Here is a 22,690-nt window from a genome sequence, read left to right as displayed (position 1 = left end):
TACAAAAATAGGTTTTACAATAAATTTTCTCCACTGCTTTAATTTATTGATCCACCGAGATTTTTTTTCCTCTGGAATTAAAAAAAATACAAATGATAGTGTAAACGCCGACAGCGATTCCGTATGTTCCAGCCCAAAGTGCTAAAGCATCTTCTAAGGAGCGCCCCCAAAATTTGATAAATTCATCGATCATATCCATACATGAATGTTGGATTGAAAAAGTGCATTTAGAATAGCTAAAATTTTACCGTCGTCGTCAACGCCACCGTATGCGCCTCCACCGTCGTTGAGCTATACGAATAATCCCCCGACCGCAGCGCACTATTCCCCACCGTCTGCGTCGCGGGCAGATCATACTGATATGCGAGATCGATCTGGAGCTGCTTCCACTGATACCCCAGGCCGGTCGTCAGCGTGTGTTCGAGGATGCCCGCCGTGAGGGGGGAGAGGGTTGAGGCGGGGACGGGGCTGTTGCCGTAGCAGTAGCCGCCGCGGAGGGTCAGCTTCTCCGTGAGGTTGTATTCGACGCCCGCCCGGTAGACGAACTGGCTGTCCCAGTTGAGCGGGACGTTCTCGCTGAAGCTCGATCCGAGCGCCCCGTTCACCGTGGCGTTGTTCCCGTTCTTGAAGGTGAGGGGGAGGGAATCGAAGGCGCTCGCCCAATCGATCCAGTCCATCTGGAGGGCGAGACGCCATTTCGGGAGGAATTTCCACGAGACCCCGGCGCGGACTTCCTGCGGGAGCTTCGTGTCGGCGGTCGCGTCGTAGTGGAAGGGGAGGGAGCCGGGGGCCTGGCCGAACTGCTGGCTTGGGTCGCCCGTCGCGTCGCCGGTCGAGTGGATCTTCGTCTTGCTCTCGTAGGAGAGGCCGAACTGGAGGTCGGGCGTGGCGCGGTAGAGCATCCCGACCTGGGCGTTCCAGCCGAGGCCCGAGGTGCGGAGGTCGAGGAGGGTCTTCGCGCCGTTGAGGCCGCTGTTCGCGGGGCCGCCCGCGCCGGGCTGGAGGTTCTGGAAGGTGTAGGGGGCGACGAGCCGGTTCTCGTTGTAGATCAGGCCGACGCTCGCGCCGACGGAGAAGGCCGAGGTGATCTTCCCCGCCGCGCCGAGGGCGGAGCGGAGGCTGGTGATCGACGACTTGTCCTCCGTGTTCCCGTAGGAGGTCGTCCCGGCGAGGCCGCCGGGGGGGTCGTTGTAATGCCAGGTGCCGCCCAGCTCGGCTTCGGGGACGAGGGAGAGGCCGACGACGAAGGGGAGGGACCCCGCCGGGGTGCCGAACGCGAACTCGGGCGCGCCCATCGGCGTCATGTCGAGGTTGCCGCTCGAGATGCCGGGCTTGTTGAAATGGCCCTGGGCCATGCCGCCGACCCCGCCGAGGTTGAGCGTCGGCGCGGTGAGGTCGGCGAGGCCCGCCGGGTTCACCCCCATCGCGCCGAGGGGATCGGAGGCCCACGCCACGTCGGCCCCGCCCATGCCCATCGAGCGGGCCCCGACGCCATTGCCATAGACGCCGCCCGCGTGGACGGGAGTCAGGGACGCGGGGAGCACGCCCAAAGCGCCTAAAACGCCGAAAATCAACGAAAAGCGACGGAAGCGCGACGGCCCGGATTTTTGTTTCACGCCGGGAGGGTGGGGGGTCGGCCCTCTCTCTAACAAGCCCTTTTCGAGTCCACCGGGAGAGCATCCCCGCGCCGACATTCTTTGCTTCCCCCCCGCGCCGGGGCATGTTCCAATAACGGGCTTAATCCACTTATGGCCGACGAACCCGTTCCCCCCACTCCCGCGCCCTCCTCGGGCAGCGGTTCCCTCTTTGCCCAGGGCGAGAAATTCCAGCGCATCAACGTCTCCGAAGAGATGCGGAGCTGCTTCCTCGACTACTCGATGTCGGTCATCGTCTCCCGCGCCCTGCCCGACGTCCGCGACGGGTTGAAGCCCTCCCAGCGCCGCATCCTCTACACGATGGGCGAGCTCAACCTCACCCCGACCCGGAAGCACCTGAAGTCGGCGAAGATCGTCGGCGACACGATGGGTAACTACCATCCGCACGGCGACCAGGCCATCTACCCGACCCTCGTCCACATGGCCCAGCCGTGGGCGATCCGCGAGCCCCTCATCGACAGCCAGGGGAACTTCGGCTCCATCGAGGGCGATCCGCCGGCGTCGATGCGGTATACCGAAGCCCGCCTCACCCACCTCGGCATCGCGCTGATGGAGGACCTCGACCGCGACACCGTCGACTTCGTCCCGAACTACGACGAGCGCCTCACCGAGCCCGTCGTCCTCCCCGCCGCCTTCCCGAACCTCCTCGTCAACGGCTCGACCGGCATCGCCGTCGGCATGGCGACGAACATGCCGCCCCACAACTTCGGCGAGGTCGTCGAGGCGATCTGCCTGGTGATCGACAAGCCCGAGGTCTCCATCGAAGGGCTGATGAAGGTCATGAAGGGCCCCGACTTCCCCCTCGGCGCCCAGATCCTCGGCCAGGAAGGGATCAAGAACTACTTCCACACCGGCCGCGGCAGCGTGAAGGTCCGCGCCAAGGTCCACACCGAGGAGCAGAAGGGCGGCCGCACCGTCCTCATCGTCGACGAGATCCCCTTCAACGTGAACCGGGCGACCCTCGTCGAGAAGATCGGCGACCTCGTCCGCGACAAGACGGTGCCGGAGATCTCCGACATCCGCGACGAGTCGGACGAGAACACCCGCGTCGTCATCGAGATCAAGCGGGACGCCGTCCCGAAGGTCGTCCTCAACAAGCTCTTCAAGCTCACCTCCCTCGAGAGCTCCTTCTCCGTCAACGCGCTCGCCATCGACCGCGGCAAGCCGAAGACGCTGAACCTGAAGGAGATGATCAACTGCTACGTGGAGCATCGCCGCGAGGTCATCCTCCGCCGCACCCGCTTCGAGCTGCGCAAGGCCGAGGACCGGGCCGAGCTCCTCGAGGGCTACCTCATCGCCCAGTCGAACCTCGACGAGTTCATCCGCATCATCCGCGAGTCGAAGAACCGCGAAGAGGCGAAGCACAAGCTCGAGGACTTCAAGTTCCCCCGCGCCACCGTCGAGAAATGGGGCATCAAGATCCGCGACGAGCGCCGCCTCCGCGACGGCAACTACCTCCTCACCGAGCGCCAGATCGACGCCGTCCTCGACCTCCGCCTCTACCAGCTCACCGGACTGGAACGGGACAAGATCACGAAGGAATACAACGAGCTCCTCGAGCGGATCAGCGACCTCATCGACATCCTCTCGAAGGAAATCCGCGTCCTCACGATCATCAAGAAGGAGCTCCGCGCCCTAAAGGACAAGCACGCCACCGAGCGCCGCACTGAGATCGTCCCCGACGAGGGCGAGATGCTCCTCGAGGACCTCATCGCCAACGAGGGCGTCATCATCACGCTGACCCACAAGGGCCTCATCAAGCGGACCAACATCAACAGCTACCGCTCCCAGCGGCGCGGCGGCCGGGGCGTCATCGGCCACGCCGCCTCCGAGGAGAACCGGAACGAGGAGGGCGACTTCGTCGAGCACCTCTTCACCGCCTCCACGCACGACTACCTCATGTTCTTCACGAACACGGGCCGCGTCTACGTCGAGCGCGTCTACGAGATCCCCGAGATGGGCCGCGCGTCCAAGGGCAAGAGCATCGCGAACCTCCTCGAGCTGAAGTCGGACGAGAGCGTCGCCGCGATGATCCGCATCGAGTCCCGCCGCAGCAGCAAGAACGAGGACATCACCTGGGAGTCCGAGGACTACCTCTTCTTCGCCACGAAGCAGGGGACCGTCAAGCGGACGAAGCTCTCCGACTTCGCCAACTACCGCAAGGGCGGCATCATCGCCATCGGGATCGACCCCGCCGACAAGGACCTCCTCATGTCGGTCGTCCTCACCGACGGGAAGAAGGAAGTCGTCCTCATCACCAAGACCGGGATGAGCATCCGCTTCGACGAGAATGACGTCCGCTTCATGGGCCGTCCCGCCTCGGGCGTGAAGGGGATCACCCTCGAGAAGGGCGACGAAGTCGTCGCCACCGCCCTCGTCGACCCGAACTCGACCCTCCTCGTCGCCGGCGAGAACGGCATCGGGAAGCGGACCGAGTTCACCGAATACCGCCAGCAGTCGCGCGGCGGCAAGGGGATCATCACGATGAAGACGACCGAGAAGACCGGCCAGGTCGCCGGGGCCCTCACCGTCACCGGCGAGACCGAGATCATGCTCATCACCGAGAAGGGCCTCATGGTCCGCACCTCGTCGAAGGACATCCGCGAGACCGGCCGCAACGCCCAGGGCGTGAAGCTGATCAACCTCGAAGCCGGGGACAAGCTCCTCGCCATCGCCCCCGTCATCTCGGAAAAGAACGAGAGCGCCGAGGACGGCGAGGCCGAGCAGCCGAACCTCGACGGCTAGGCCGGCCGACTTCAGCCCAGTCAGGGAAGGAACCCCGATGCAACCCGAACCCGATCTCGCCGCCCTCTTTTCCGGCGGGGGATCGTCGCCATCGGGGACGCCTTCCCTGCCCCCCGGGGCGAAGCTGGCCGCCATGCCGACGCGGCCCCAGGGCGGCCGCCGCCGGAGCCTCTTCGTCGCCGACGACGATCCCGGCATCCTCAAGGTCGCCGAGGTCCTGCTGGGCCGCTTCTACGAGGTCACCGCGTTCAGCTCCGGCGAGGCCGCCCTCGCCGCCATCGAGGCCGGTGCCAGGCCCGACGTCCTCCTGAGCGACCAGCGGATGGGCGCCCTCAGCGGCACCGACCTCATCGCGAAGGTCTCCGAGCTCCTGCCGAGCACCGTCTGCGCCATCATGACCGGCTACGGCGAGATCCGGGAAATCATCACCGGCATCTCCAAGGGCCAGATCCATCTCTACATCTCGAAGCCGTGGCAGCCCGGCGAGCTCGTCCAGATGATCCGGCTCTGCTTCCAGCACCGGGACCTCCTCCAGGAAAACCGCGTCGCCTCCGGCGAGGCCGAGGAACAGGGCGACGTCCTCACCGAGATCCGGGGCGACCTCACCGGCGTCAACCGCGACTTCTTCCTCCTCCACCAGAAAGCCCGCGCCACCCTCATCGCCACCGCCCGCGTCCTCGGCACCCTCCTCTCCGGCAACGGCGGCCACTACCACGACAACCACGCCGACGCCGTCGCCCGCATCTCCGTCGCCGTCGCCGACGCCATCGGCTACCGCGGCGAGGCCCGCACCGAGATCGAGCTCGCCGCCCTCCTCCACGACATCGGCAAGGCCGAGCTCCGCGAGGAAATCCGCGTCGCCGATCCCGAGACCCTCCGCGGGGCCGCCCTCTCCGAGTACGAATCCCACGTCGCCCGGGGCGTCGCGATGCTCCAGCGGATCAACCGCTTCGGCCGCGTCTGGGAGATCGTCTCCCAGCACCACGAGCAGGGGGACGGCACCGGCTTCCCGAACCGCCTCCCCCTCCGCCTCATCCTGCGCGAGGCCCAGATCATCTCCCTCGCCGACGCCTACCACAACCTCACCAGCCGCCTCTCCCCGGCCGAATGGGCGAAGCGCAAGGCCGGGATCGACCTTCCCCGCAGCCTCATGGACATCGCCGAGCGCCAGCAGCAGGCCGCCCCGTGGTTCGCCACCCACGCCCACCTCTACGACCCCATCGTCTACCGCGCCTTCCTCGACGTCGCCGCCTCCGGCAAGGTCCCCGGCTTCAAGATGATCGTCGAGTAGGGCGACGCGATAGGACGACGCGTTCGGGGAGCGGGGCGGACCCCTTTTTCACCGCCCCCATTTGCGCATCGGCGGGTCTGCCTTACGTTGGTACCATGAAAGCCAACTTTTTGAAGCTTGCCGTCCTCGGCTCCCTTGCCTGCCTCTGCGTCCAATTCACCCCCGGCCTCAAGGCCGCCGACCTGGAGGAGCGGATCCACACCGCCACCGCCGTCCTCGCGCAGAAGCAGCATTCGAGCGACCCGATCCCCAATGACCTCCTCGCCCAGGCGAAGGGCGTCGCCATCTTCGATCTGACCAAGGCCGGGATCGGCATCGGGGGCGTCGGCGGCGAGGGGATCGTCGTCACCCGCCGGGCGACGACCTTGTCCCATTTCTGGACCGCCCCCGTCGCCTTCAACATCGGCGGCGGCAGCGTCGGCGCGCAGCTCGGCTTCACCCAGGCGAAGTACATCGTCGTCCTGAACACCGACGATGCCGTCCAGCGTTTCCTCGGCCACGGCAAGCTCGAGTGGAACGCCACGGCGACCGGGACCGCCGGCTCGACCAGCGCGACGGAGCGGGTCACGACCGACGAGCTCTCCCATCGCGAGGTCGTGATCTACAAGGAAGACAGCGAGGGCGTCTTCGGCGGGGCGACGCTCGGCGGCGCCACGATCAAGCGGAAGAACGAGATCAACCGCGACGCCTACGGCTCCGGCTACCGCCAGGAAGACCTCCTCAACGGCAAGGTCAAGGCCCCGAAGTCGGCCGACCGCCTCTACCAGCTCCTCGACGGGAAGGCGTAATAATCTAAGGAAGCTTCAGCCAAAGATAAACCGGGGAGGGGCCGAGGCGGCCGCTCCAGCCGCTCGCCGAGGCGATGATCGCATCCTCGTCGGGCGGCGCGCCGGCGCCGAGCGGCATCGTCTCGAGGCGGGCGACGCGGGCGCCTTCGGGGAGGTCGAGATTCACGATGACCTTCGCGAGATCGCGTTCGGCCGGGGAGCCGCCGAGCCACGCGACCCAGATCGGCTCCTTCGGCTTGTCCGGGTTCACGTACTCGAAGACGTGGAGGCCGTCCTCTTTTCGATCTTTTACCACGCGGGAAAAGCGATAATCGCCCAGCGTCGCGTAGAGATGGGCGACGGCGTGGTAGGCGGGCTTCGGGACGAAGTTCCGCGTGATGCCGGAGGAGGCGTGGAAGCTCGGCTCGTCGCGGTCGTCGTAATAGTAGAGGTAGGCGCGGTCGACGCCGAGGGAGGAGAAGAGGAGGAAGGAGCGGACGAGCCACCGGGCCTGCTCGGTCTCGGTGGAGGAGACCCATTTCTCGAACGTGCCGGGCTCCGGCTTCTTCGTCCCGGCGTCGTATCCGAATTCGGTGACCCACACTTCCTTCCCCGGCGCGTGGGCGTCGCGCCAGGCGGTCATCTCGGTGACGGCCCGGAGGTAGGGGATGCCGGGGGTTTCGGGGGCGACGCGACGCCATGTCGGCCAGCCCTCGATCATCGAATAGGTGTGGACGTTGAGGACGTCGTAGAGGTCGCCGAGGCCGTCGAAGGTGGCGACGCTTTGGGAATAGGGATCGGGCTTCCCGGGCGAGGCCGAGGCGGCGGCGGTGACGATCTTCAGTTTCGGATCGCCCGCGCGGAGGCCCCGCGCCATCGCCTCGAAGAGTTTCCGGTAGGCGGGGAGATCCCATTTCTCGGGCTCGTTCCCGATCTCGGCCGAGGTGACGAGGTTGCGCGTGGAGGGGCCGAAGGCGCGGGCGAAGGCCTCGCCGTAGGCCCGTGCGTCGGCCTCGGGGCTCTTCCACTTCGCCTGCGGGATCGACTCGAACTGGAGCGAGGCATCGATGGTGAAGCCCTCTTTTTTCCAACTCCCGTAGAGGTCGGCCCAGTTCACCCGGTTGGTCCGGGCGACGGGGAAGTCGGGAGGACGGGAGGTGTCGTCGCCGATGTCCCACCCGGTCGGATGATAGTTGCGGACGAGGCCGCAGACGGGGCGGTAGAGCGCGGGGCGGAATGTGAAGTGGCCGTTGATCCCCATGAAATCGCGCATCAACGGCGCGAGCTTCGGCGGGGGCGGAGACGTGACGTCGTCGGCTTCCGTTGAGCCGAGGAGGAAGCCGAAGGCGAGGAGGGTGGAGAGGATCCGCTGCATGGGCGGGTCGCTCCCCGGGTGTTAGGCGAGCGGATGGGAGGAAACTTCCTCGTCCTCGGCCCGATCCGACGAGGGGTTGCCCTCGGCATCGGAAGCCGCGAGGGTCTCCGGGGTTTCCGCCGCTTCCGTCGCGGGAAGGGGAGTTTCCTCGGCGGCGACGGCTTCGGCGGGAGTCTCGGCAGGAATCTCCGCAGGAACCTCCACGGCAGGAGCGGGCGCGGGTCCGGCGAGGAGGTTCATGACCTCGGTCTGGACGCGGGTCATCTCGTCGAGGCGCATCGGCGGGTTCGGGATGATCCACGTCTCGCCGCTCGGCGTGTGCTCGTAGATGAGGCAGGGGATCCCCTCGATCTCGCGGCGGTCGAGTTCCTTCAACATCCGCTTCCGCTCCAGCATCAGCGCGAGGATGTAGCAGGCGTTGTTGTGGGCCGGGTTGCGCTCCGAGAGGAGGCGGCGGAGGAGGCTCTCGGCGTTGTCCTTCGTCAGGGTCTCGTTGATGCCGTGGAGGGCGGTGGCGGCCTGGGGGCGGGGCTTATAGAGGGAGCGCCACGAGGAGAGGAGCTCCATCCCTTTCTCGTCGAGGGGATTGATGAGGTTCCCCTGCGTCGGGATCGGCCATTCCCCGGCGGCGTAGTCGAGGCGCTTCCACTCGCCCTTCCGGTCCTGGAGGAGGACGGTGACGACCTTGTCCCCCTCGGCGAACGGCTTCCCCGTCGCCGCGCAGGCGTGCGCGGGGCTCTGGATATTCCATTCGGAGGGGAGGAGCATGGCGGGCCGGAGGGAGGACGGTTGAAGACTAAATGTGGATCGGGTGGCCCTGGGCGGCGAGGGTCGCCTCGGCGATCATCTCGCTCAGCGTCGGATGGGCGTGGATCGTCGAGTGGATCTCGTCGACCGTTGCCTCGAGCGTCATCGCGAGGCCGAGCTCGGCGATGAGCTCGGTCGCCTCGCTGCCGATGATGTGGGCGCCGAGGATCTCCCCGTGCGGCTCGGCGACGATCAGCTTCACGAAGCCCTCGGGCTCCCCGACGGCGACGGCGCGGCCGCTGGCGACGTAGGGGAACTTGCCGACCTTGTACTTGAGGCCCTTTTCCTTCGCCTTCTTCTCGGTGAGGCCGATGCTGGCGACCTGGGGGCTGCAGTAGGTGCAGCCGGGGAAGAGCTCGACCTTCTTCGGCTTCTTGCCGGGGACGAAGATCCCCTCGACGGCCTCGACGGCCTCGTGGGAGGCGACGTGGGCGAGCCAGGGCGGCCCGACGATGTCGCCCGCGCCGTAGACGCCCGGGATCGAGGTCTGGTAGCTGCCGTTGGTCTTGAGGAAGCCGCGGTCGAGCTCCGGGGCGACGCCGGCGGCGAAGAGGCCCTCGGTGTTCGCCTGGACGCCGATGGCGACGAGGAGGGTGTCGGCCTCGTAAGTCGAGGTCGCCGTCCCGGCCTCGCCGGTGGCGGAGGAGGTGGTGATCTTGACGCCCGTCGCCGTCACCTCGGTCTTCTCGACCTTGGTGTTCGTGAGGACCTCGATGCCGTTCTTCACGAAGGTCCGGCCGAGGAGGCGGGAGACTTCCTCGTCCTCGATGGGGAGGATGTTCGGCATCATCTCGACGAGGGTGACCTTCGTCCCGAAGGCGTTCAGGAAGTGGGCGAACTCGACGCCGATCGCGCCCGCGCCGAGGATGATGATCGACTTCGGCTGCTCCTTGATCGCGAGGATCTCGCGGCTGGAGAAGATCTTCTTCCCGTCGGGCTTCAGCCCGGGGAGGGCCTTCGGCGTGCAGCCGGTGGCGAGGAGGATGTTCTTCGCCTCGAGGGTCTGCTTCGTCCCGTCGGCGGCGGTGACGATGACTTTCTTGTCGGGGGTGATCTGGCCGCGGCCGACGAGGTAGTCGACCTTCTTGCTGCGGAAGAGGCTCTCGATCCCCTTGGCCATCTGGTCGGAGACGCCCCGGCTGCGGGCCATGACCTTGGCGAAATCGAACTCGATCTTGCCGATCTTGAAGCCGAATTCCTCGGCCCGCTTCGCCTGGTGGTAGAAGTCGGCGCTCTTCAGGAGGGCCTTCGTCGGGATGCAGCCCCAGTTGAGGCAGGTGCCTCCGGCGCGCTCGACTTCGACGCAGGCGACTTTCTTGCCGAGCTGCGCGGCGCGGATCGCACCGACATATCCGGCGGGACCGCCGCCGATGACTACCAGATCGTAACTCATGGGGATAAGGATGGGGAAGGGGATGGGGTTCTTTGGAAGGAGGCTAGCTTAGGGGGTGTGGGGCGGTTTGGGAAGTCTGGGTTGTGGGGGGGATCGCGGACTGGGGATGCCCTTCGGGACTTGCGCGGTCAACCCTGTACAGCTGGAGGCGATCCGCTTTATAGCCCAAGAGGGGCTTTGCCCCTCCTGGAACCTCCCCTTCGGAGGGCCTTAACTAGGCGGACGCGCTTGGGCGGCGCCTCGTCTTCTCACTGGATTAAAATCGGATGGTTCCGGTACGCCCGAGGGTACGGATTGCGGGGGGAGAGGGGACCCATATGGCCAGACTCCTTGTTGGGAGAGGGAGGGCTTGGGAAACAGAAAAAGACACAAGCCAGACGTTCAGCCCTATCTAAGGTTACAAAATCATCAAAAATCGCTTCCTCTCTGAAGGTTCTCCTTAAAATGTTTAGACAAGCAATTGAAACTCGCCCTTGCAATGCAAGGCGTGATTGCTAATAATAGGTCCCCTCGGTGAGATTTTAAGTGTTTGGCTGTACGAACTCCCTCGCGAACCACTTAACTTCGTAACCTGCTCTTCGCTCGCATGATTTTTTCATCCTTCTTTTCATCTGAAATGGATCAGGCGGTCGTCCGCGTGGGGAAGGGATGCCTCATCGTCGCGCTCGCCTTCGGCTTCCTCCTGCCCGGCTTTCTTCGGGCTGACGATACGCTTTACAAAAAGGACGGCTCCCTGTTGACCGGGGAAATCACCCAGTTCCAGGGCGGCAACATCATGCTGAAGCTTCCGGCGGGGGTCATCGGCGTCCCCGTCGCCGACGTGGCGCGGATCGACATGACCGTCCCCGCCGCGATGGCGGCGACGGAAAAGGCCTCCCCCGACCTCGTCCAGAGCACGCTCCAGCCCCTCGTCGACCAATACAAGGGGCTTCCCGTCCCCTGGGTGCCGATGGCCATGGCCCGCCTCGCCGACGCCGCCCAGCAGAAGGGCGACACGGCGAAGACTGCCGCCATCTACGCCGACCTCGCCTCCCTCTACAGCGGTCCCGAATCCCCCATCGCGGCGAAGATCGCCCTTGCCCGTTACGCGTTGATCCAGAAGAAGGTCGACGAGGCCCTCGCCCTCCTCCAGCCGATCGTCGCCGAGGTGAAGAAGGCCCCCGGCTCGGCCGCCGCCGCCGATTCCCTCGGCTCCCTCTTCCTCCTGAACGGCGAGGTGCTCGAGGCGAAGGGCGATACCGCCGCCGCCTACGAGTCCTATCTCACGACCGTCACCCTTTTCAACCAGAACGAGGCCAGCGTGAAGGCGGCGCAGCAGAAGATCGCCAGCCTGACCGGGGCGACGCCCGCCCTGCAGGTTCCCTAGTGAGAGAGGGAACCGCTCCGAGTGACTCACTCCCTTTCGTGTGGCCCAAATCGCTTTACAGTGCTGACGTAATTCTTTAGATAGACTAATAGTTTCGATCATTTTAATAGCCCAGAGCCTAGACCCAAAACCATGATGAACCGCCTCTCCCTCCGCCACCTCCTCTTCCTCCTCGTCCTCGCCGTCGGCGTCGTCGGGTTGCTCGAACTCTCCGCTCCCGCCCTCCACGCGCAGGAAGCCGCGGCCACCGCGGGGGACACGATCGCGCCGAAGGCGGTGGCCTCTGACAAGACCCTGATGCACGTCATCACCCACTCCGGCTTCGCCGTCTGGATCTGCGCCATCCTCTCCATCGTCGTCACCGGCTTCATCATCGAGGGCTTCCTGAAGCTCCGCTTCGAGGCCCTCGCCCCGAAGGCCCAGCTCGCCCGCCTCCAGGAGCTGATCAGCTACGGCTCCTATCAGGAAGCCTGGCAGTTCTGCGAGGAGAACCGCTCCTTCCTCGCCCGCGTCGTCGGCGTCGCGCTGGAGCGGATCGGCCGCGGCCACGAGGCCGTCACCCACGCCCTCGACGAGGTCTCCTCCCAGCAGGCCGTCATGCTGAAGGCGAACATGAACTACCTCTCCGTCATCGGCGTCGTCACCCCGATGATCGGGCTGACGGGTACCGTCATCGGCATGATCAGCGCCTTCAACTCCCTCGGCGCGTCGGGCATCGGCGATCCCTCCGGCCTCGCGGCGGCGATCGGCGAGGTGCTGACCTCGACGGCGGCGGGCCTCATCGTCGCCATCCCGGGCTTCCTCTTCTTCTACGTCTTCAAGAACAAGGCGCAGACGGCGATCATGATGGCCGACTTCGCCATCTACCGCCTCTTCGAGAACATCCCCTACGAGCACGTCGCCGGGATGGTCGTCGGCCAGCCCGGCGGCGGCGCCTTCGAGAACGGCGGCGAGGTCGGCGGCGAAGTCGTCTCCGCCTGACCCTTCCCGCGCAACCTTCCCTCCCCGCGTCGTCCCTCCCATGGCCAAGCTCCGCAAGAAACGGGTGAACCGCGCCCTCCAGGACGACGGCGGCGAGCCCGAGTTCCAGGTCGCGCCGATGGCCGACCTCCTCTTCGTCCTCCTCGTCTTCTTCATGAGCATCACCACGGTCGAAGTCCTCCGGACCGACAAGAACGTGAAGCTCCCCGTCGCGAAGGACAGCAAGGAGAACAAGCAGAAGGGCCACCAGGTCGTCATCAACGTCCGCTGGGACATCGTCGCGAAGACCGGCTCCATGTACATCGACGACCAGACCGTCCCCGACACCGCCGCTCTCACCTCCTACCTGCAGGGGAAGGTCTCGGCCGATCCCGTCCTCCGCGTCCTCCTGCGGGCCGACAAGTCGGTCGAGTACGCCTACGTCGCCGACCTCATGCGGGCCTGCGGCCAGGCCGGGATTTCCAACGTCACCTTCGCGGTGCTGAGCGGCGAACAGCCCGGCCAGCAGAAGGCCCAACCCGCGGGAGGCGGCTAGGCCATGGCGAGCGGCGGCGGCGAGGAAGGCGAGTTCGGGCTGCAGATCGCGCCCCTGCTCGATCTTCTCTTCGTCCTTCTCCTCTTCTTCATGGTCACGGCCTCCCAGCAGGTGAAGGAGACCGAGCTCGGCATCAAGCTCCCCTCCCAGGGGAGCAGCCCCGGGACGCCCGACACCCCGATCACCCTCGGCATCGACGTCGGCGGCCAGGTTTCCTTCAACCAGACGCCGATCGACGCGCCGAAGAACCACGACCTGCCCGAGCTGAAGCAGAAGCTCTCCGACGCGATCAAGCAGTTCGGCGAGAAGCAGGCCGTCATCATCGCCCCCAATCCCCACGCCCTCGAGGAACGGGTCATCGACGTCCTCAACGCCTGCAGCGCCGCCGGGGTGAAGAACATCTCCTTCGGCTCTTCCTAGCGCGCCCCTTCCCTCCCTTTCATGAGCACCGGACTCGATCCCCACACGAAACCCGTCCTCGCCGACCTCAAGGCGGGCGAGCGGAAGAAGACGTGGTGGGAGAAGCTACTCCGCAATCCCTACGTCGTCGTCGCCGGGCTCCTCCACCTCCTCCTCCTCCTGATCTTCGGCAGCAGCGTCCTCTTCCCCGGCGGCAAGGGGCCGAAGGGCGACTTCGAGGCCTCCGACGTCTCCCAGGGCCCGCCCGCCGCGCCGCCGCCGCCCCCCGCCCCCGTCACCCCGCCGACTGAGACCCCGCCCGTCCCGACCGAGACGACGCCGACCCCCCACGACCCGATCAGCGCCCTCACGAACGACCCGAGCGCCTTCACCGTCCCCGTCACGATCGCCGTCCCGACGATCGCGCCGCCGACCACCGCGCAGCAGAACGTCGCGGCCCCGAGCACGCCGCGGAACACGAACAGCTTCGCCTCCCGCGCCTCGGCGATCCGCGCCACCGTCGGCACGTGGGGCGAGGACGGGAAGAGCGGCCCGCAGGGGAAGGGGCAGAACCTCCGCGCGAAGTTCTCCTGCTACCTCGCGAAGGCCTCGACCCTCAACCCCGCCGACTACCACGACGTCGTCGACGGGAAGATCGTCCGCGGGCCGATCATCAACCTCCTCACGATGATCAACGCGTGGAGCGGCAACCGCATCCAGGCCTCCCTCACGCCGACGCCGATCGACCTCTCGACCGACGAGATCTTCCGGATCAAGCCGCCCTTCGTCTATTTCGCCGGCTTCGCCGACTTCGTCCTCACCGAGAAGGAAGTCGCCACCCTCCGCCGCTACCTCATCGAGGGCGGCGCCGTCTGGGGGGACAACGGCCTCGCCGGGTACGGCTCCCGCTTCGACATCGCCTTCCGCCGGGAGATGAAGCGCGTCATCCCCGACCCCGACAAGCAGTTCGAGCCGATCCCCCTCGACCATCCGATCTTCAAGGGCCGCGACGCCTACTACCAGCTCGACGCCGTCCCGGCGGGGATGAACTTCCGCAACGAGGCCCTGGAGATGCTCCAGATCGACGACTGCATCGCCATCCTCTACACGCCGAACAATTACACCGACATGATGAACATGGCGTTCAGGCCCCCCATCAAGCCGCCCGGCGGGGGGAACAAGCTCGACGGCTGGCAGCACAACATCGCGGGGGACAAGAAGGGGATCGTCAGCCAGCGGCAGAACTACATGCTGTCCAACCAGAGCAGCGTCATCTTCGCCCCCTACCGGAATTGGACCATCGACGCGTCGGAGAAATCGTTCCAGCTCGGGACGAACATCGTCGCCCACCTCCTCACCCGGTTTCAGGAAAAACTCAACAACCTGTGATGCTGTCCTTCCTTCGCGCCCCGGCGTCCCTCCTTCTGCTCCCGCTTCTCCTCGGCGCGGCGCTTCTTCCGCTTTCGCTGCGGGCCGACGACGCGCCCGTCAAGAGCCTGATCCCGGAGCGGAGCCTCGACGAGGTCCGTTCCGGGGTCCAGTTCTGGGCCTCGGGCGCGAACACCCTCGGAGAGCCGACCGGGCGGCAGGGCGGCGGCCCCGTCGTCGACTCGAAGGGAAAGTTGACCTTCAAGATGTTCCCCCCCGCCGTCCGCTTCGCCGATATCGACGGGGACGGCCTCCTCGACCTCGTGATGTCCGACGCCCAGGGCGGTCTCTGGATCTATTACAACCGCGGGACCAAGACCGATGCGAAGTTCGACGCCGGCATCCCGATCCCGATCGACCTCGGCGGCTCTCCCCTCGCGTTCGACATCACCCCGCCCGACGCCGGCGGCCTCCGTACTTTCTTCTTCGGCAACGGATTGGGGGAACTCTTCCGGGTCCGGATGATGGAGAACTCGGCGATCCCCCGCTTCGAGGCGACGCAGAACCTCGACGCCGTCGCCATTCCCACCAGCGCCAAGGGCCTCTGGTGCGCCTACCTCGCCCCCGCCCTCGCGCAGTGGATTCCCGGCTCGGAGAACGCCGACCTCCTCGTCGGCGACGGCACCTACGCCGCCGACAACATCTACTACCTCAAGAACACCGGAAGCAACGCCCGTCCCCAGTTCGCCGAGCGGGTCCTCCTCCTCCGGGGCGAGGGGCGGGAGCAGCTCTCCGTCTGCTCCTATGACTGGAACGGCGACAAGAAGCCCGACCTCTTCGTCGGCGACCGCGAGGGCCACCTCCTCCTCTACCTCAACGACACCGCCGAGGGCGCGACGCAGCCGAAGTTCAAGGAACCGATCTTCCTCAAGCTGAACGGCAAGGAAACCGGCTGGGGCTCCCTCGTCCGCGCGACGATCGGCGACCTCGACGGCAACGGCAAGCCGGTCATCCTCTTCAGCTCGGCCTCCGACTCCGACGTCACCCGGACCAACCCCGTCCGCATCGCCCGCAACACCGGAACCGTCGCCGAGCCGAAGTTCGACAAGGTCGATGCCGTGAAGATCGCCCCTCCCGGCGTCGCCACCATGGAGCCGGTGCGGTGGAACTGGCTCCGGTATTACGGCATTCCCAGCGTCCCGCCCGCCTCGTCGTTCTTCGTCCTCCAGTCGGTGAGCGCCGAACCGGCCGAGGCCGCGATGTACGAGAAGGATTTCGAGATGCCGGCCGGGACGAAATCGAAGCACGCGCTGAAGTTCTCCTTCGTCCCCCAGCCGAAGGGGACCGTCTCCGATGCCTACATCTTCGAGGAACAGGCGCGGGAAAAGAACCGGGAAATCCCCATCTTCGAGCTCAACCTCTACACCTGGAAGATCTGCTACATCCCGAACGGCACCGGCTTCGGCGGGAGCGACACCGATTACCTGATGCTCACCCCCGATACCAACTACGAGCTCCATTTCTGGGCCAAGGGCGACCGCTTCGACAAGGTCACCGTCGGGGTCGTCACCAAGCTCCATAACGAGGAGGGCTTCGACGTCTTTCCCCCCCTCGTCACGAGCCGGGAAATCAACCTCGGGTCGAGCTGGTCCGAATACCGGATTCCGCTCCGGGTCCGCCCCGGCGACACGACGAAGGAAGGAATGGATCTGCGGGACCATAAGGCAAGCGATCTCCAGTGCCGCCTCCAATGGTCGCTCCACGGACGGGGTACTTTTTACCTCGCCGAGCCGACGGTGGTGAAAAAATAGCCGCTTCCGATTTCCTGCCCGAGTTCCTGTTCGGGCGCTTTTTCCCCTCGTCGGAAAAAAATACCGCAATAGAGATCGACTTTTTTACGTTTTCTTCTTAAGAAGCAGAACGTTATGCAGTTCGAACGCGTCATCGTTGTCGACGACGATCCCCTGATCCGGCGGCTCATCGTCGGCCATCTGCAGAAACAGAATCTCCCCGTCCTCGGCGTCGTCAACTGCCAGCAGGCCATCGAGGCCCAGCAGAAGGAACCGGCCGACCTGATGATCATCGACCTCCTCCTTCCCGACGGGAACGGGCTGGAGGTGATGCAGGCGGTGAAGAAACTCGGCCCCGTCGAGTGCATCATCGTCACCAGCTTCGGCAGCATCGAGTCGGCCGTCGACGCGATGAAGATGGGAGCGGCCAACTACCTCCTGAAGCCCTTCACCTTGGCCCAGTTCGACATGGCGCTCTCCCAGCTCCTCGAGCAGCGGAAGCTCCGGGAAGAGAACGACTATCTCAAGGAGCAGCTCGCCGCCGAGACCTCGACCGGGGAACTCCTCTACACCAGCACCGAGATGGCCGAGGTCGAGAAGCTGATCAAGCGCGTCGGCCCGACCAACGCCACCGTCCTCATCGAGGGCGAGAGCGGGACGGGGAAGGAACTTGTCGCCCGCGCCATCCACCAGCACAGCCAGCGGGCCAACGCCCCCTACATCAAGGTGAACTGCGCCGCCGTCCCGGAGAACCTCCTGGAGAGCGAGTTCTTCGGCCACGAGAAGGGCTCCTTCACCGGGGCCAGCAGCCGCCGCGAGGGCCGCTTCGAGCTCGCCAACGGCGGGACCCTCCTCCTCGACGAGGTCACCGAGATCTCCCTCGGCCTCCAGGCGAAGCTCCTCCGCGTGCTGCAGGAAAAGGAATTCGAGCGCGTCGGCGGGAACCGGACGATCCGCGTCGACGTCCGCATCCTCGCCACGACGAACCGCGACATCGAGCGGAGCATCGCCGCGGGCGACTTCCGCCAGGATCTCTACTTCCGCCTCAACGTCGTCCCCGTGAAGCTCCCCGCCCTCCGCGAGCGGGCGGGCGAGGTCGAGTACCTGCTGAAGAGCTTCCTCGACCGCCTCGCCAAGAAATACAACAAGCCGACGCCGATCGTCAGCGAGGAGGCCCTCCGCCAGCTTTCCGAATACCACTGGCCGGGCAACGTCCGCGAGCTGCAGAACTACGCCGAGCGCGCCGTCATCCTCGCCGAGGAAAATCGCGCCCTCGAATTCCACGACTTCATCTCCTCCCGCCCCGGCGGCGGCGCCGGGATCGGGGCGAAGGCGGGAGCCGGCGCGGGCGGTGCCGTCGTCGGCTCGGTCGGGGCGGGCGTCCCCGCGCCGAACGCCGTCGCCCCCGTCATGGCCGAGGGCGAAGTCCTGACCGTCGAGGAAATGGAAAAGCGGCTCATCGGCAACGCCCTGAAGAAGACCAAGGGCAACCGGAACGAGGCGGCCCGCCTCCTCGGCATCAATGTCCGCACCCTCCGGAACAAGCTGAACCAATACCAGCAGGAACTCGGCCTCGGCGCGGAACTGACCGGCGAGGACGCGGAGTAAATCCCACCCCATGTCCCCCGAACACGACCACGTCGCCGCCAATTACCGCTACATCGCCGCCTACAACGAGGTGACGGCGCGGGTCGCCCAACGGCAGCAGTCGCTGGTCTTTTACTCGACGCTCGTCTTCGGCCTGCTGGCGGCCCTCCTCGGGACCCGGCGGCCCGACGGGACGGCGAGCACGGCCTCGTTCTGGATTCTCTACGGCTTCGCCATCGCCTCGGCGTGCCTCACGCTCCTCAACTTCAAGTACGAGCTGACGATCGCCAACCTGCGGCGCTTCCTCTCGGAGCTGGAGAGCCTGAACAATCCCGGCCTCGTCCTCCCGAGCTTCAACCTCCAGCCCCAGTGGGCGAAGGGCGCCAACGCCGGGCGGCGGTTCCACGATTACACCAGCGCCCTCCTGATCGCGGCGGGGAACGGCGTCGCCCTCGGGCTCCTCTTCGCGAACTCGGCCTCGGAGGTTTTTTGGCACGCCCCGGCGGTCTGGATCACCGGCCTCACCGCCGTGGCGGCGATCGTCGCTCACCTGCGGCTGGCGGCGCTGAGCTACAAGCCGCTCAACGTGAGCTGAACGCGACGCCTGCCGTACCCTTACCGCGTCAGCCGCTCCAGCGCCTCGCGGTACTTTGCGAGGGTGCCCTCGATCACTTCCTGCGGGAGGAACGGCCCGGGGGGGCGCTTGTCCCAGTCGAGGGTCTCGAGGTAATCGCGGACGTACTGCTTGTCGAAGCTCGGCTGCGGGCCGCCCGGTTGATACTGGTCGGCGGGCCAGAAGCGGGAGCTGTCGGGCGTCAGCGCCTCGTCGATGAGGATTACTTGGTCGTCCGGGGTGAGGCCGAACTCGAACTTCGTGTCGGCGATGATGATGCCCCGCGCGGCGGCGTAGGCGGCGGCCTTCGTGTAGAGCGTGAGGGTGAGGTCGCGGAGCTGCTCGTAGCGGGCGTCGCCGAGGATGTTCCGCGCGGCGGCCTCGTCGATGTTCTCGTCGTGGCCGTGGTCGGCCTTCGTCGAGGGGGTGAAGAGCGGGTAGGGAAGCTGCGCCGATTCGAGGAGCCCCTGCGGGACGACGTAGCCGCCGACGGTGCCGCGCGCCTGATATTCCTTCCAGCCGGAGCCGGAGACGTAGCCGCGGGCGATGCACTCCACCGGGACGACGCGGCAGCGCCGGGCGCGGACGAGGCGGCCCTCCCACTCGGGCAGGAAGATCCCCTCCGGGAGGTCGTAGGAGAGGACGTGGTTCGGGACGATGTCGGAGAGGAGCTCGAACCAATGGCGGGAGAGCTGTGTGAGGAGGCGGCCCTTGTCGGGGATGAGGGAGGGGAGGATGACGTCGAAGGCCGAGAGGCGGTCGCTGGCGACGATCCACAGTTCCTCGCGCCACGCGTAGAGGTCGCGGACCTTGCCGCTGCGGAGGCGTTCGATGCCGTGGGATTCGAGGATGAGGGGATCGGGATTGGGCATGGGAAGCGGCGATTGTGAGGGAAAAAGACCCCCGATGGCAATGCGCCGTGCAAGGTCGTGCAAAATAAGGGTCCTCTCCAGGCCCGCGCAGGCCGCGCCCGGGGCCTCCCGCCGTCCCCCCGTTCTGTTCCGCCTTGCGCCCGCCGCTTCGGGTGGTACTATACGTGATCCTCATCGACTTATGACGCCCACCCCTTTCCCCCGCCGCCCTTTCTCCCTCTTCCTCTCCCTCGGCGCCGCCCTCGGGCTCGTTTTCCTCGCCGCCGGTTGCCAGAAGGATGAGAAGACCGCCTCGGCCGAGGACGACACCAATCCCCATTTCCACGCCGCCACCCTCCAGATCCAGCAGCAGAACTTCGCCGAGGCGGCGAAGGAATACGAGGCGGCCCTCCGCGCCAATCCCGCCGTCACCGAGGCCCACTACGAACTCGGCCTCCTCTACGGCGACCACCTCGGCCAGCCCATCGCCGCCCTCTACCACTTCAACCAATACCTCCTCGACCGCCCGAACGGCGACAACTCCCAGCAGGCCCAGGCCCGCCTGAACGCCGCCGCCGTCGGCTTCGCCGCCACGGTGCCGAACTCCCCGATCCAGAACGCCGAGGTCTTCGCCAAGCTCCAGAAGGACAACCAGGACCTCCAGCATTCCCTCGGCGCCGCGAACCAGCGGGTGAACGAGCTCCTCTCGAAGCTCGCCTCCTCGGTGAAGTCCGAGTCCGGTCCTGCCCCTGACGCCTCCTCCACCTCGGTCCCCGCGCTGAAGGACGCCACCTCGGTCGCCACCGCCGAGAGCACCGCCACCTCGGCAGCGGCGGCGGCCGCGCCCGCCGAGCCGGCCCCCCGCGCCGTAGCCGTCACGCCCTCCGTCTCCCCCGCCCCCATCGTCGGGAACCCGGCGGCCGCGCCCGCCCCCGTGACCTCGCCGACCGCCGCGGGCGGCCAGCCCTACACCATCGTCAGCGGCGACACCCTCTGGAAGATCGCGAAGCAGTTCTACCCCGGCCACGTCGCCGACGGCATCGCCAAGATCAAGGCCGCCAACACCGACGTCCTAGCCGAGGGGAAGCCGCTGAAGATCGGCACCCAGATCCGCATTCCCTAAATCCCGCGCCATGAGCCAAGCCTTCGATCCCCAGGACGAGCTGATCCCCTCCGCCGCCCCCCGGGCCAGCCGCCCCATCGGCGCCTCCAGCTCGGCCGGTTCGGCCCTCTCGGTCGACGACCTCAACCTGAAGGTCCAGCAGGCCGAGGAAGTCCTCCTCGACCTCGAACGCCGCCGCGAGCAGATCGAGCGGCAGAAGCGCCAGCTCGAGGAGATCCGCCGGAAGCAGTACGAGTTCGAGGGCGGTCAGCGCGAGTCGGTGGAGCAGCTCCGCCGCGGCGTCGTCCTCCTCGACCAGCACGAGTTCGACCTCAAGCGCGAGTGCGAGGAAGTCGCCCTCATCCGCGACTCCTTCGCCGCCCACCTGCGCCAGCTCGAGTCGATCCTCCCGCAGAACTGGAACCCCGCTGACCTCGAGGACGAGCTGACCCGCGCCCTCGCCACCGTCGACCAGGCCCGCATCGCCTACAACCAGTCCCAGGTCCGCCTTGAGGCCCTCCGCCGCCTCTCGACCAGCGGCGGGAAGAACGCGCGCAACGAGGCGGCCCACGATGCGGCGGCGGCCGCCGCCGCCGTCGCCGAGGGCGAGGAAGCCTACGCCCTCAACGTCGAGACCGGCCACGGGGCGGGCCAGGGGATCGGCTTCTGGGGCAAGGTCGGCAGCGGCTTCGCCTACAGCCTGCCCCTCCTCGTCGGCCTCTTCCTCCTGATGCTCCTCTGGCTCGCCGCCAACTCCCCGGCCGGGGCGAAGTAGTTTTCCTCCTTCCCCCCCTCATCCTATGGCGCGGTCGAACTCCCCGGGCGATCCGTTCGAGCAACGGCAACGCGCCCTCGCCGAAGAGGAAAAGCGCCTCGCCGAGGAGACGGAGCGCCTCCGCCGCGGCATGGCCGAGAAGGCCGAGCGGACCGCCGCCGAGGCCCGCACCCTCCGCATCCGCGAGGAGAACCCCGCCCTCGCCGCCCTTTCCGAGAAGGCCGAGGACGAGCGGGAAGCCCCCGTCCTCCGCCACAGCGCCATGCGCCGCCGGGACCGCGCCCGGTTCTTCCTCGTCTTCGGCGCCCTCATCGTCGCGATCCTCTGGCTCGTCCACGTCCTCGGTTGAGAAGGGGGACCCATGGGTACCCGCACCGGCACGGGCAAAGGTAGATCGATCCCCGTCTACCAGCTGGGCGAATACCGCCGCCCCCAGCTCAGCCCCGACGGCGTCCACGTCTGCACCCTCGCCGAGTCGTTCGCCCACTACTACCAGCGGCGGCATCCCCACGTTCATCCCTTCTTCCAGGTCTTCTTCGCCAGCGGCGCGGGCCGCTTCATGCACGACTTCCGCGACTATGCGATCCGGGGTCCCGTCCTCGCCTTCGTCAGCCCCGGCCAGGTCCACGCGATGAGCCTGACGCCGCAGCTGCGCGGCCTCTTCGTCTCCTTCACCCCCGATTTCTTCGACCAGGCCGCGCCGCCGCCCAGCCGCCTTCCCGACTTCCCCTTCTTCTACGCCGCCGGCGTCGATCCTTTCCTTCGCTTAAAGGGAGGCGATGCCGCCCGCTTCCGCGCCCTCTTCGCCGAGTTGAAGCGGGAATTCGATTCGGGCCTTCCCGGTGCGGGGCCGGTGATGCGGGCCCTGCTGGAGATCATCTTCACCCGCGCCGCCCGGCTCTATCCCGCCTCGTCCTCCTCCCCTTCCTCCTCCCTCTCCCGGCCCGCGCGGCTGGCGCGGGAATTCCTCCTCGCCGTCGAGCGCCGCTTTGCCGAACCAGTGACGCTTGCCGCCTATGCCGCCCTTCTCCAGGTCACGCCGAACCATCTGAACGACACCCTCCGCCGCGAGACCGGCCAGGCCGCCGGGGAATGGGTCCGCCAGCGCCGCCTCCTCGAGGCGAAGCGGCTCCTCCTCCACTCCGACCTCGACGCCGCCGAGATCGGCTACCGCCTCGGCTTCGCCGATCCCTCCTACTTCGGCCGCTTCTTCCTCCGCGGGGAAGGGGCGTCGCCTTCCGCCTTTCGTCAAAAAATCCGAGAAAAATACCAGAGGCGGGCCGCCTAGTG

General features: G+C 66.6%; 20 protein-coding genes. 15 read left to right on the top strand and 5 right to left on the bottom strand.

What is annotated here, in order from left to right:
• Positions 1-236: 236 nt before the first annotated feature.
• Positions 237-1,544 (bottom strand): outer membrane protein transport protein, encoded by a 1,308-nt coding sequence (locus BLU04_RS03395; protein ID WP_157895073.1) that lies wholly within the window; start codon positions 1,542-1,544, stop codon positions 237-239.
• 204 nt (positions 1,545-1,748) lie between these two features.
• On the opposite strand from BLU04_RS03395, the gene gyrA reads away from it, so the two are divergent.
• The 3 genes from gyrA to BLU04_RS03380 all read left to right on the top strand — a co-directional run bounded on the left by gyrA (position 1,749) and on the right by BLU04_RS03380 (position 6,479).
• Positions 1,749-4,400: a DNA gyrase subunit A gene (gene gyrA / locus BLU04_RS03390; RefSeq protein WP_093282221.1), complete on the top strand. Its 2,652-nt coding sequence runs from the start codon at positions 1,749-1,751 to the stop codon at positions 4,398-4,400.
• Positions 4,401-4,437: 37 nt separating this feature from the next.
• Positions 4,438-5,691, top strand: a complete 1,254-nt coding sequence (locus BLU04_RS03385) for an HD domain-containing phosphohydrolase (RefSeq protein WP_093282219.1) — start codon at positions 4,438-4,440, stop codon at positions 5,689-5,691.
• 95 nt (positions 5,692-5,786) lie between these two features.
• Positions 5,787-6,479, top strand: coding sequence for a lipid-binding SYLF domain-containing protein (locus BLU04_RS03380; RefSeq protein ID WP_093282216.1), 693 nt, complete (start codon positions 5,787-5,789; stop codon positions 6,477-6,479).
• A 4-nt stretch (positions 6,480-6,483) separates the two neighbouring features.
• Here the strand turns inward: BLU04_RS03380 and BLU04_RS03375 are convergent, their stop codons facing one another.
• From BLU04_RS03375 to lpdA, 3 genes are read right to left on the bottom strand one after another with little or no spacing between them, the layout of a single operon-like run.
• Positions 6,484-7,833: a hypothetical protein gene (locus BLU04_RS03375; protein ID WP_093282214.1), complete on the bottom strand. Its 1,350-nt coding sequence runs from the start codon at positions 7,831-7,833 to the stop codon at positions 6,484-6,486.
• Between the two features lie 21 nt (positions 7,834-7,854).
• Complete coding sequence (locus tag BLU04_RS03370; protein ID WP_093282211.1) at positions 7,855-8,601, bottom strand: hypothetical protein; 747 nt, start codon at positions 8,599-8,601, stop codon at positions 7,855-7,857.
• Positions 8,602-8,629: 28 nt separating this feature from the next.
• Positions 8,630-10,033: a dihydrolipoyl dehydrogenase gene (gene lpdA, locus BLU04_RS03365; protein WP_093282209.1), complete on the bottom strand. Its 1,404-nt coding sequence runs from the start codon at positions 10,031-10,033 to the stop codon at positions 8,630-8,632.
• A 616-nt stretch (positions 10,034-10,649) separates the two neighbouring features.
• On the opposite strand from lpdA, the gene BLU04_RS03360 reads away from it, so the two are divergent.
• The 8 genes from BLU04_RS03360 to BLU04_RS03325 all read left to right on the top strand — a co-directional run bounded on the left by BLU04_RS03360 (position 10,650) and on the right by BLU04_RS03325 (position 18,654).
• Positions 10,650-11,399, top strand: coding sequence for a hypothetical protein (locus tag BLU04_RS03360; protein WP_093282206.1), 750 nt, complete (start codon positions 10,650-10,652; stop codon positions 11,397-11,399).
• Positions 11,400-11,531: 132 nt separating this feature from the next.
• A complete protein-coding gene (locus tag BLU04_RS03355) occupies positions 11,532-12,380 on the top strand; it encodes a MotA/TolQ/ExbB proton channel family protein (protein ID WP_093282203.1) in 849 nt (282 codons plus the stop codon).
• 40 nt (positions 12,381-12,420) lie between these two features.
• Positions 12,421-12,915, top strand: coding sequence for a biopolymer transporter ExbD (locus tag BLU04_RS03350; RefSeq protein ID WP_093282201.1), 495 nt, complete (start codon positions 12,421-12,423; stop codon positions 12,913-12,915).
• Positions 12,916-12,918: 3 nt separating this feature from the next.
• Positions 12,919-13,335, top strand: a complete 417-nt coding sequence (locus BLU04_RS03345; RefSeq protein WP_093282198.1) for a biopolymer transporter ExbD — start codon at positions 12,919-12,921, stop codon at positions 13,333-13,335.
• 21 nt (positions 13,336-13,356) lie between these two features.
• Positions 13,357-14,703, top strand: a complete 1,347-nt coding sequence (locus BLU04_RS03340) for a DUF4159 domain-containing protein (protein WP_093282195.1) — start codon at positions 13,357-13,359, stop codon at positions 14,701-14,703.
• Positions 14,703-16,493 carry a VCBS repeat-containing protein gene (locus tag BLU04_RS03335; protein ID WP_093282193.1) on the top strand — a complete coding sequence of 597 codons (1,791 nt, stop codon included), beginning with the start codon at positions 14,703-14,705 and terminating at the stop codon, positions 16,491-16,493. Before BLU04_RS03340 ends, BLU04_RS03335 begins: the two co-directional genes overlap by 1 nt.
• A 114-nt stretch (positions 16,494-16,607) precedes the next feature.
• Entirely contained in the window at positions 16,608-18,080 is a 1,473-nt protein-coding gene (locus tag BLU04_RS03330; RefSeq protein ID WP_093282190.1) for a sigma-54 dependent transcriptional regulator, read from the top strand.
• Positions 18,081-18,090: 10 nt separating this feature from the next.
• Entirely contained in the window at positions 18,091-18,654 is a 564-nt protein-coding gene (locus BLU04_RS03325) for a hypothetical protein (protein ID WP_093282187.1), read from the top strand.
• A 20-nt stretch (positions 18,655-18,674) separates the two neighbouring features.
• Here the strand turns inward: BLU04_RS03325 and BLU04_RS03320 are convergent, their stop codons facing one another.
• Positions 18,675-19,544: a phosphoribosylaminoimidazolesuccinocarboxamide synthase gene (locus BLU04_RS03320; protein ID WP_093282184.1), complete on the bottom strand. Its 870-nt coding sequence runs from the start codon at positions 19,542-19,544 to the stop codon at positions 18,675-18,677.
• 181 nt (positions 19,545-19,725) lie between these two features.
• On the opposite strand from BLU04_RS03320, the gene BLU04_RS16260 reads away from it, so the two are divergent.
• The 4 genes from BLU04_RS16260 to BLU04_RS03300 are packed head-to-tail and all read left to right on the top strand — an operon-like array spanning position 19,726 to position 22,688.
• Entirely contained in the window at positions 19,726-20,646 is a 921-nt protein-coding gene (locus BLU04_RS16260) for a LysM domain-containing protein (RefSeq protein WP_157895072.1), read from the top strand.
• Positions 20,647-20,656: 10 nt separating this feature from the next.
• A complete protein-coding gene (locus tag BLU04_RS03310; RefSeq protein ID WP_231964894.1) occupies positions 20,657-21,400 on the top strand; it encodes a hypothetical protein in 744 nt (247 codons plus the stop codon).
• Between the two features lie 25 nt (positions 21,401-21,425).
• Entirely contained in the window at positions 21,426-21,749 is a 324-nt protein-coding gene (locus BLU04_RS03305) for a hypothetical protein (RefSeq protein WP_093282182.1), read from the top strand.
• A gap of 12 nt (positions 21,750-21,761) precedes the next feature.
• A complete protein-coding gene (locus BLU04_RS03300) occupies positions 21,762-22,688 on the top strand; it encodes an AraC family transcriptional regulator (RefSeq protein WP_093282179.1) in 927 nt (308 codons plus the stop codon).
• Positions 22,689-22,690 lie beyond the last annotated feature (2 nt).

It is taken from the genome of Verrucomicrobium sp. GAS474, from assembly GCF_900105685.1.
GTDB lineage: Bacteria > Verrucomicrobiota > Verrucomicrobiia > Methylacidiphilales > GAS474 > GAS474.
The sequence above is the reverse complement of the archived record's forward strand: the minus strand, read 5'-3'. Positions and strand labels throughout refer to the sequence as shown.

Bases quoted from the DNA above. Each gene is read 5' to 3' on its own strand.
- BLU04_RS03345 (WP_093282198.1), top strand. From the start codon at position 12,919: ATGGCGAGCGGCGGCGGCGAGGAAGGCGAGTTCGGGCTGCAGATCGCG.
- BLU04_RS03370 (WP_093282211.1), bottom strand. From the start codon at position 8,601: ATGCTCCTCCCCTCCGAATGGAATATCCAGAGCCCCGCGCACGCCTGC.
- gyrA (WP_093282221.1), top strand. From the start codon at position 1,749: ATGGCCGACGAACCCGTTCCCCCCACTCCCGCGCCCTCCTCGGGCAGC.
- lpdA (WP_093282209.1), bottom strand. From the start codon at position 10,033: ATGAGTTACGATCTGGTAGTCATCGGCGGCGGTCCCGCCGGATATGTC.
- BLU04_RS03375 (WP_093282214.1), bottom strand. From the start codon at position 7,833: ATGCAGCGGATCCTCTCCACCCTCCTCGCCTTCGGCTTCCTCCTCGGC.
- BLU04_RS03325 (WP_093282187.1), top strand. From the start codon at position 18,091: ATGTCCCCCGAACACGACCACGTCGCCGCCAATTACCGCTACATCGCC.
- BLU04_RS03385 (WP_093282219.1), top strand. From the start codon at position 4,438: ATGCAACCCGAACCCGATCTCGCCGCCCTCTTTTCCGGCGGGGGATCG.
- BLU04_RS03380 (WP_093282216.1), top strand. From the start codon at position 5,787: ATGAAAGCCAACTTTTTGAAGCTTGCCGTCCTCGGCTCCCTTGCCTGC.
- BLU04_RS03305 (WP_093282182.1), top strand. From the start codon at position 21,426: ATGGCGCGGTCGAACTCCCCGGGCGATCCGTTCGAGCAACGGCAACGC.
- BLU04_RS03300 (WP_093282179.1), top strand. From the start codon at position 21,762: ATGGGTACCCGCACCGGCACGGGCAAAGGTAGATCGATCCCCGTCTAC.
- BLU04_RS03360 (WP_093282206.1), top strand. From the start codon at position 10,650: ATGGATCAGGCGGTCGTCCGCGTGGGGAAGGGATGCCTCATCGTCGCG.
- BLU04_RS03340 (WP_093282195.1), top strand. From the start codon at position 13,357: ATGAGCACCGGACTCGATCCCCACACGAAACCCGTCCTCGCCGACCTC.
- BLU04_RS03350 (WP_093282201.1), top strand. From the start codon at position 12,421: ATGGCCAAGCTCCGCAAGAAACGGGTGAACCGCGCCCTCCAGGACGAC.
- BLU04_RS03330 (WP_093282190.1), top strand. From the start codon at position 16,608: ATGCAGTTCGAACGCGTCATCGTTGTCGACGACGATCCCCTGATCCGG.
- BLU04_RS03335 (WP_093282193.1), top strand. From the start codon at position 14,703: ATGCTGTCCTTCCTTCGCGCCCCGGCGTCCCTCCTTCTGCTCCCGCTT.
- BLU04_RS03310 (WP_231964894.1), top strand. From the start codon at position 20,657: ATGAGCCAAGCCTTCGATCCCCAGGACGAGCTGATCCCCTCCGCCGCC.
- BLU04_RS16260 (WP_157895072.1), top strand. From the start codon at position 19,726: ATGACGCCCACCCCTTTCCCCCGCCGCCCTTTCTCCCTCTTCCTCTCC.
- BLU04_RS03320 (WP_093282184.1), bottom strand. From the start codon at position 19,544: ATGCCCAATCCCGATCCCCTCATCCTCGAATCCCACGGCATCGAACGC.
- BLU04_RS03355 (WP_093282203.1), top strand. From the start codon at position 11,532: ATGATGAACCGCCTCTCCCTCCGCCACCTCCTCTTCCTCCTCGTCCTC.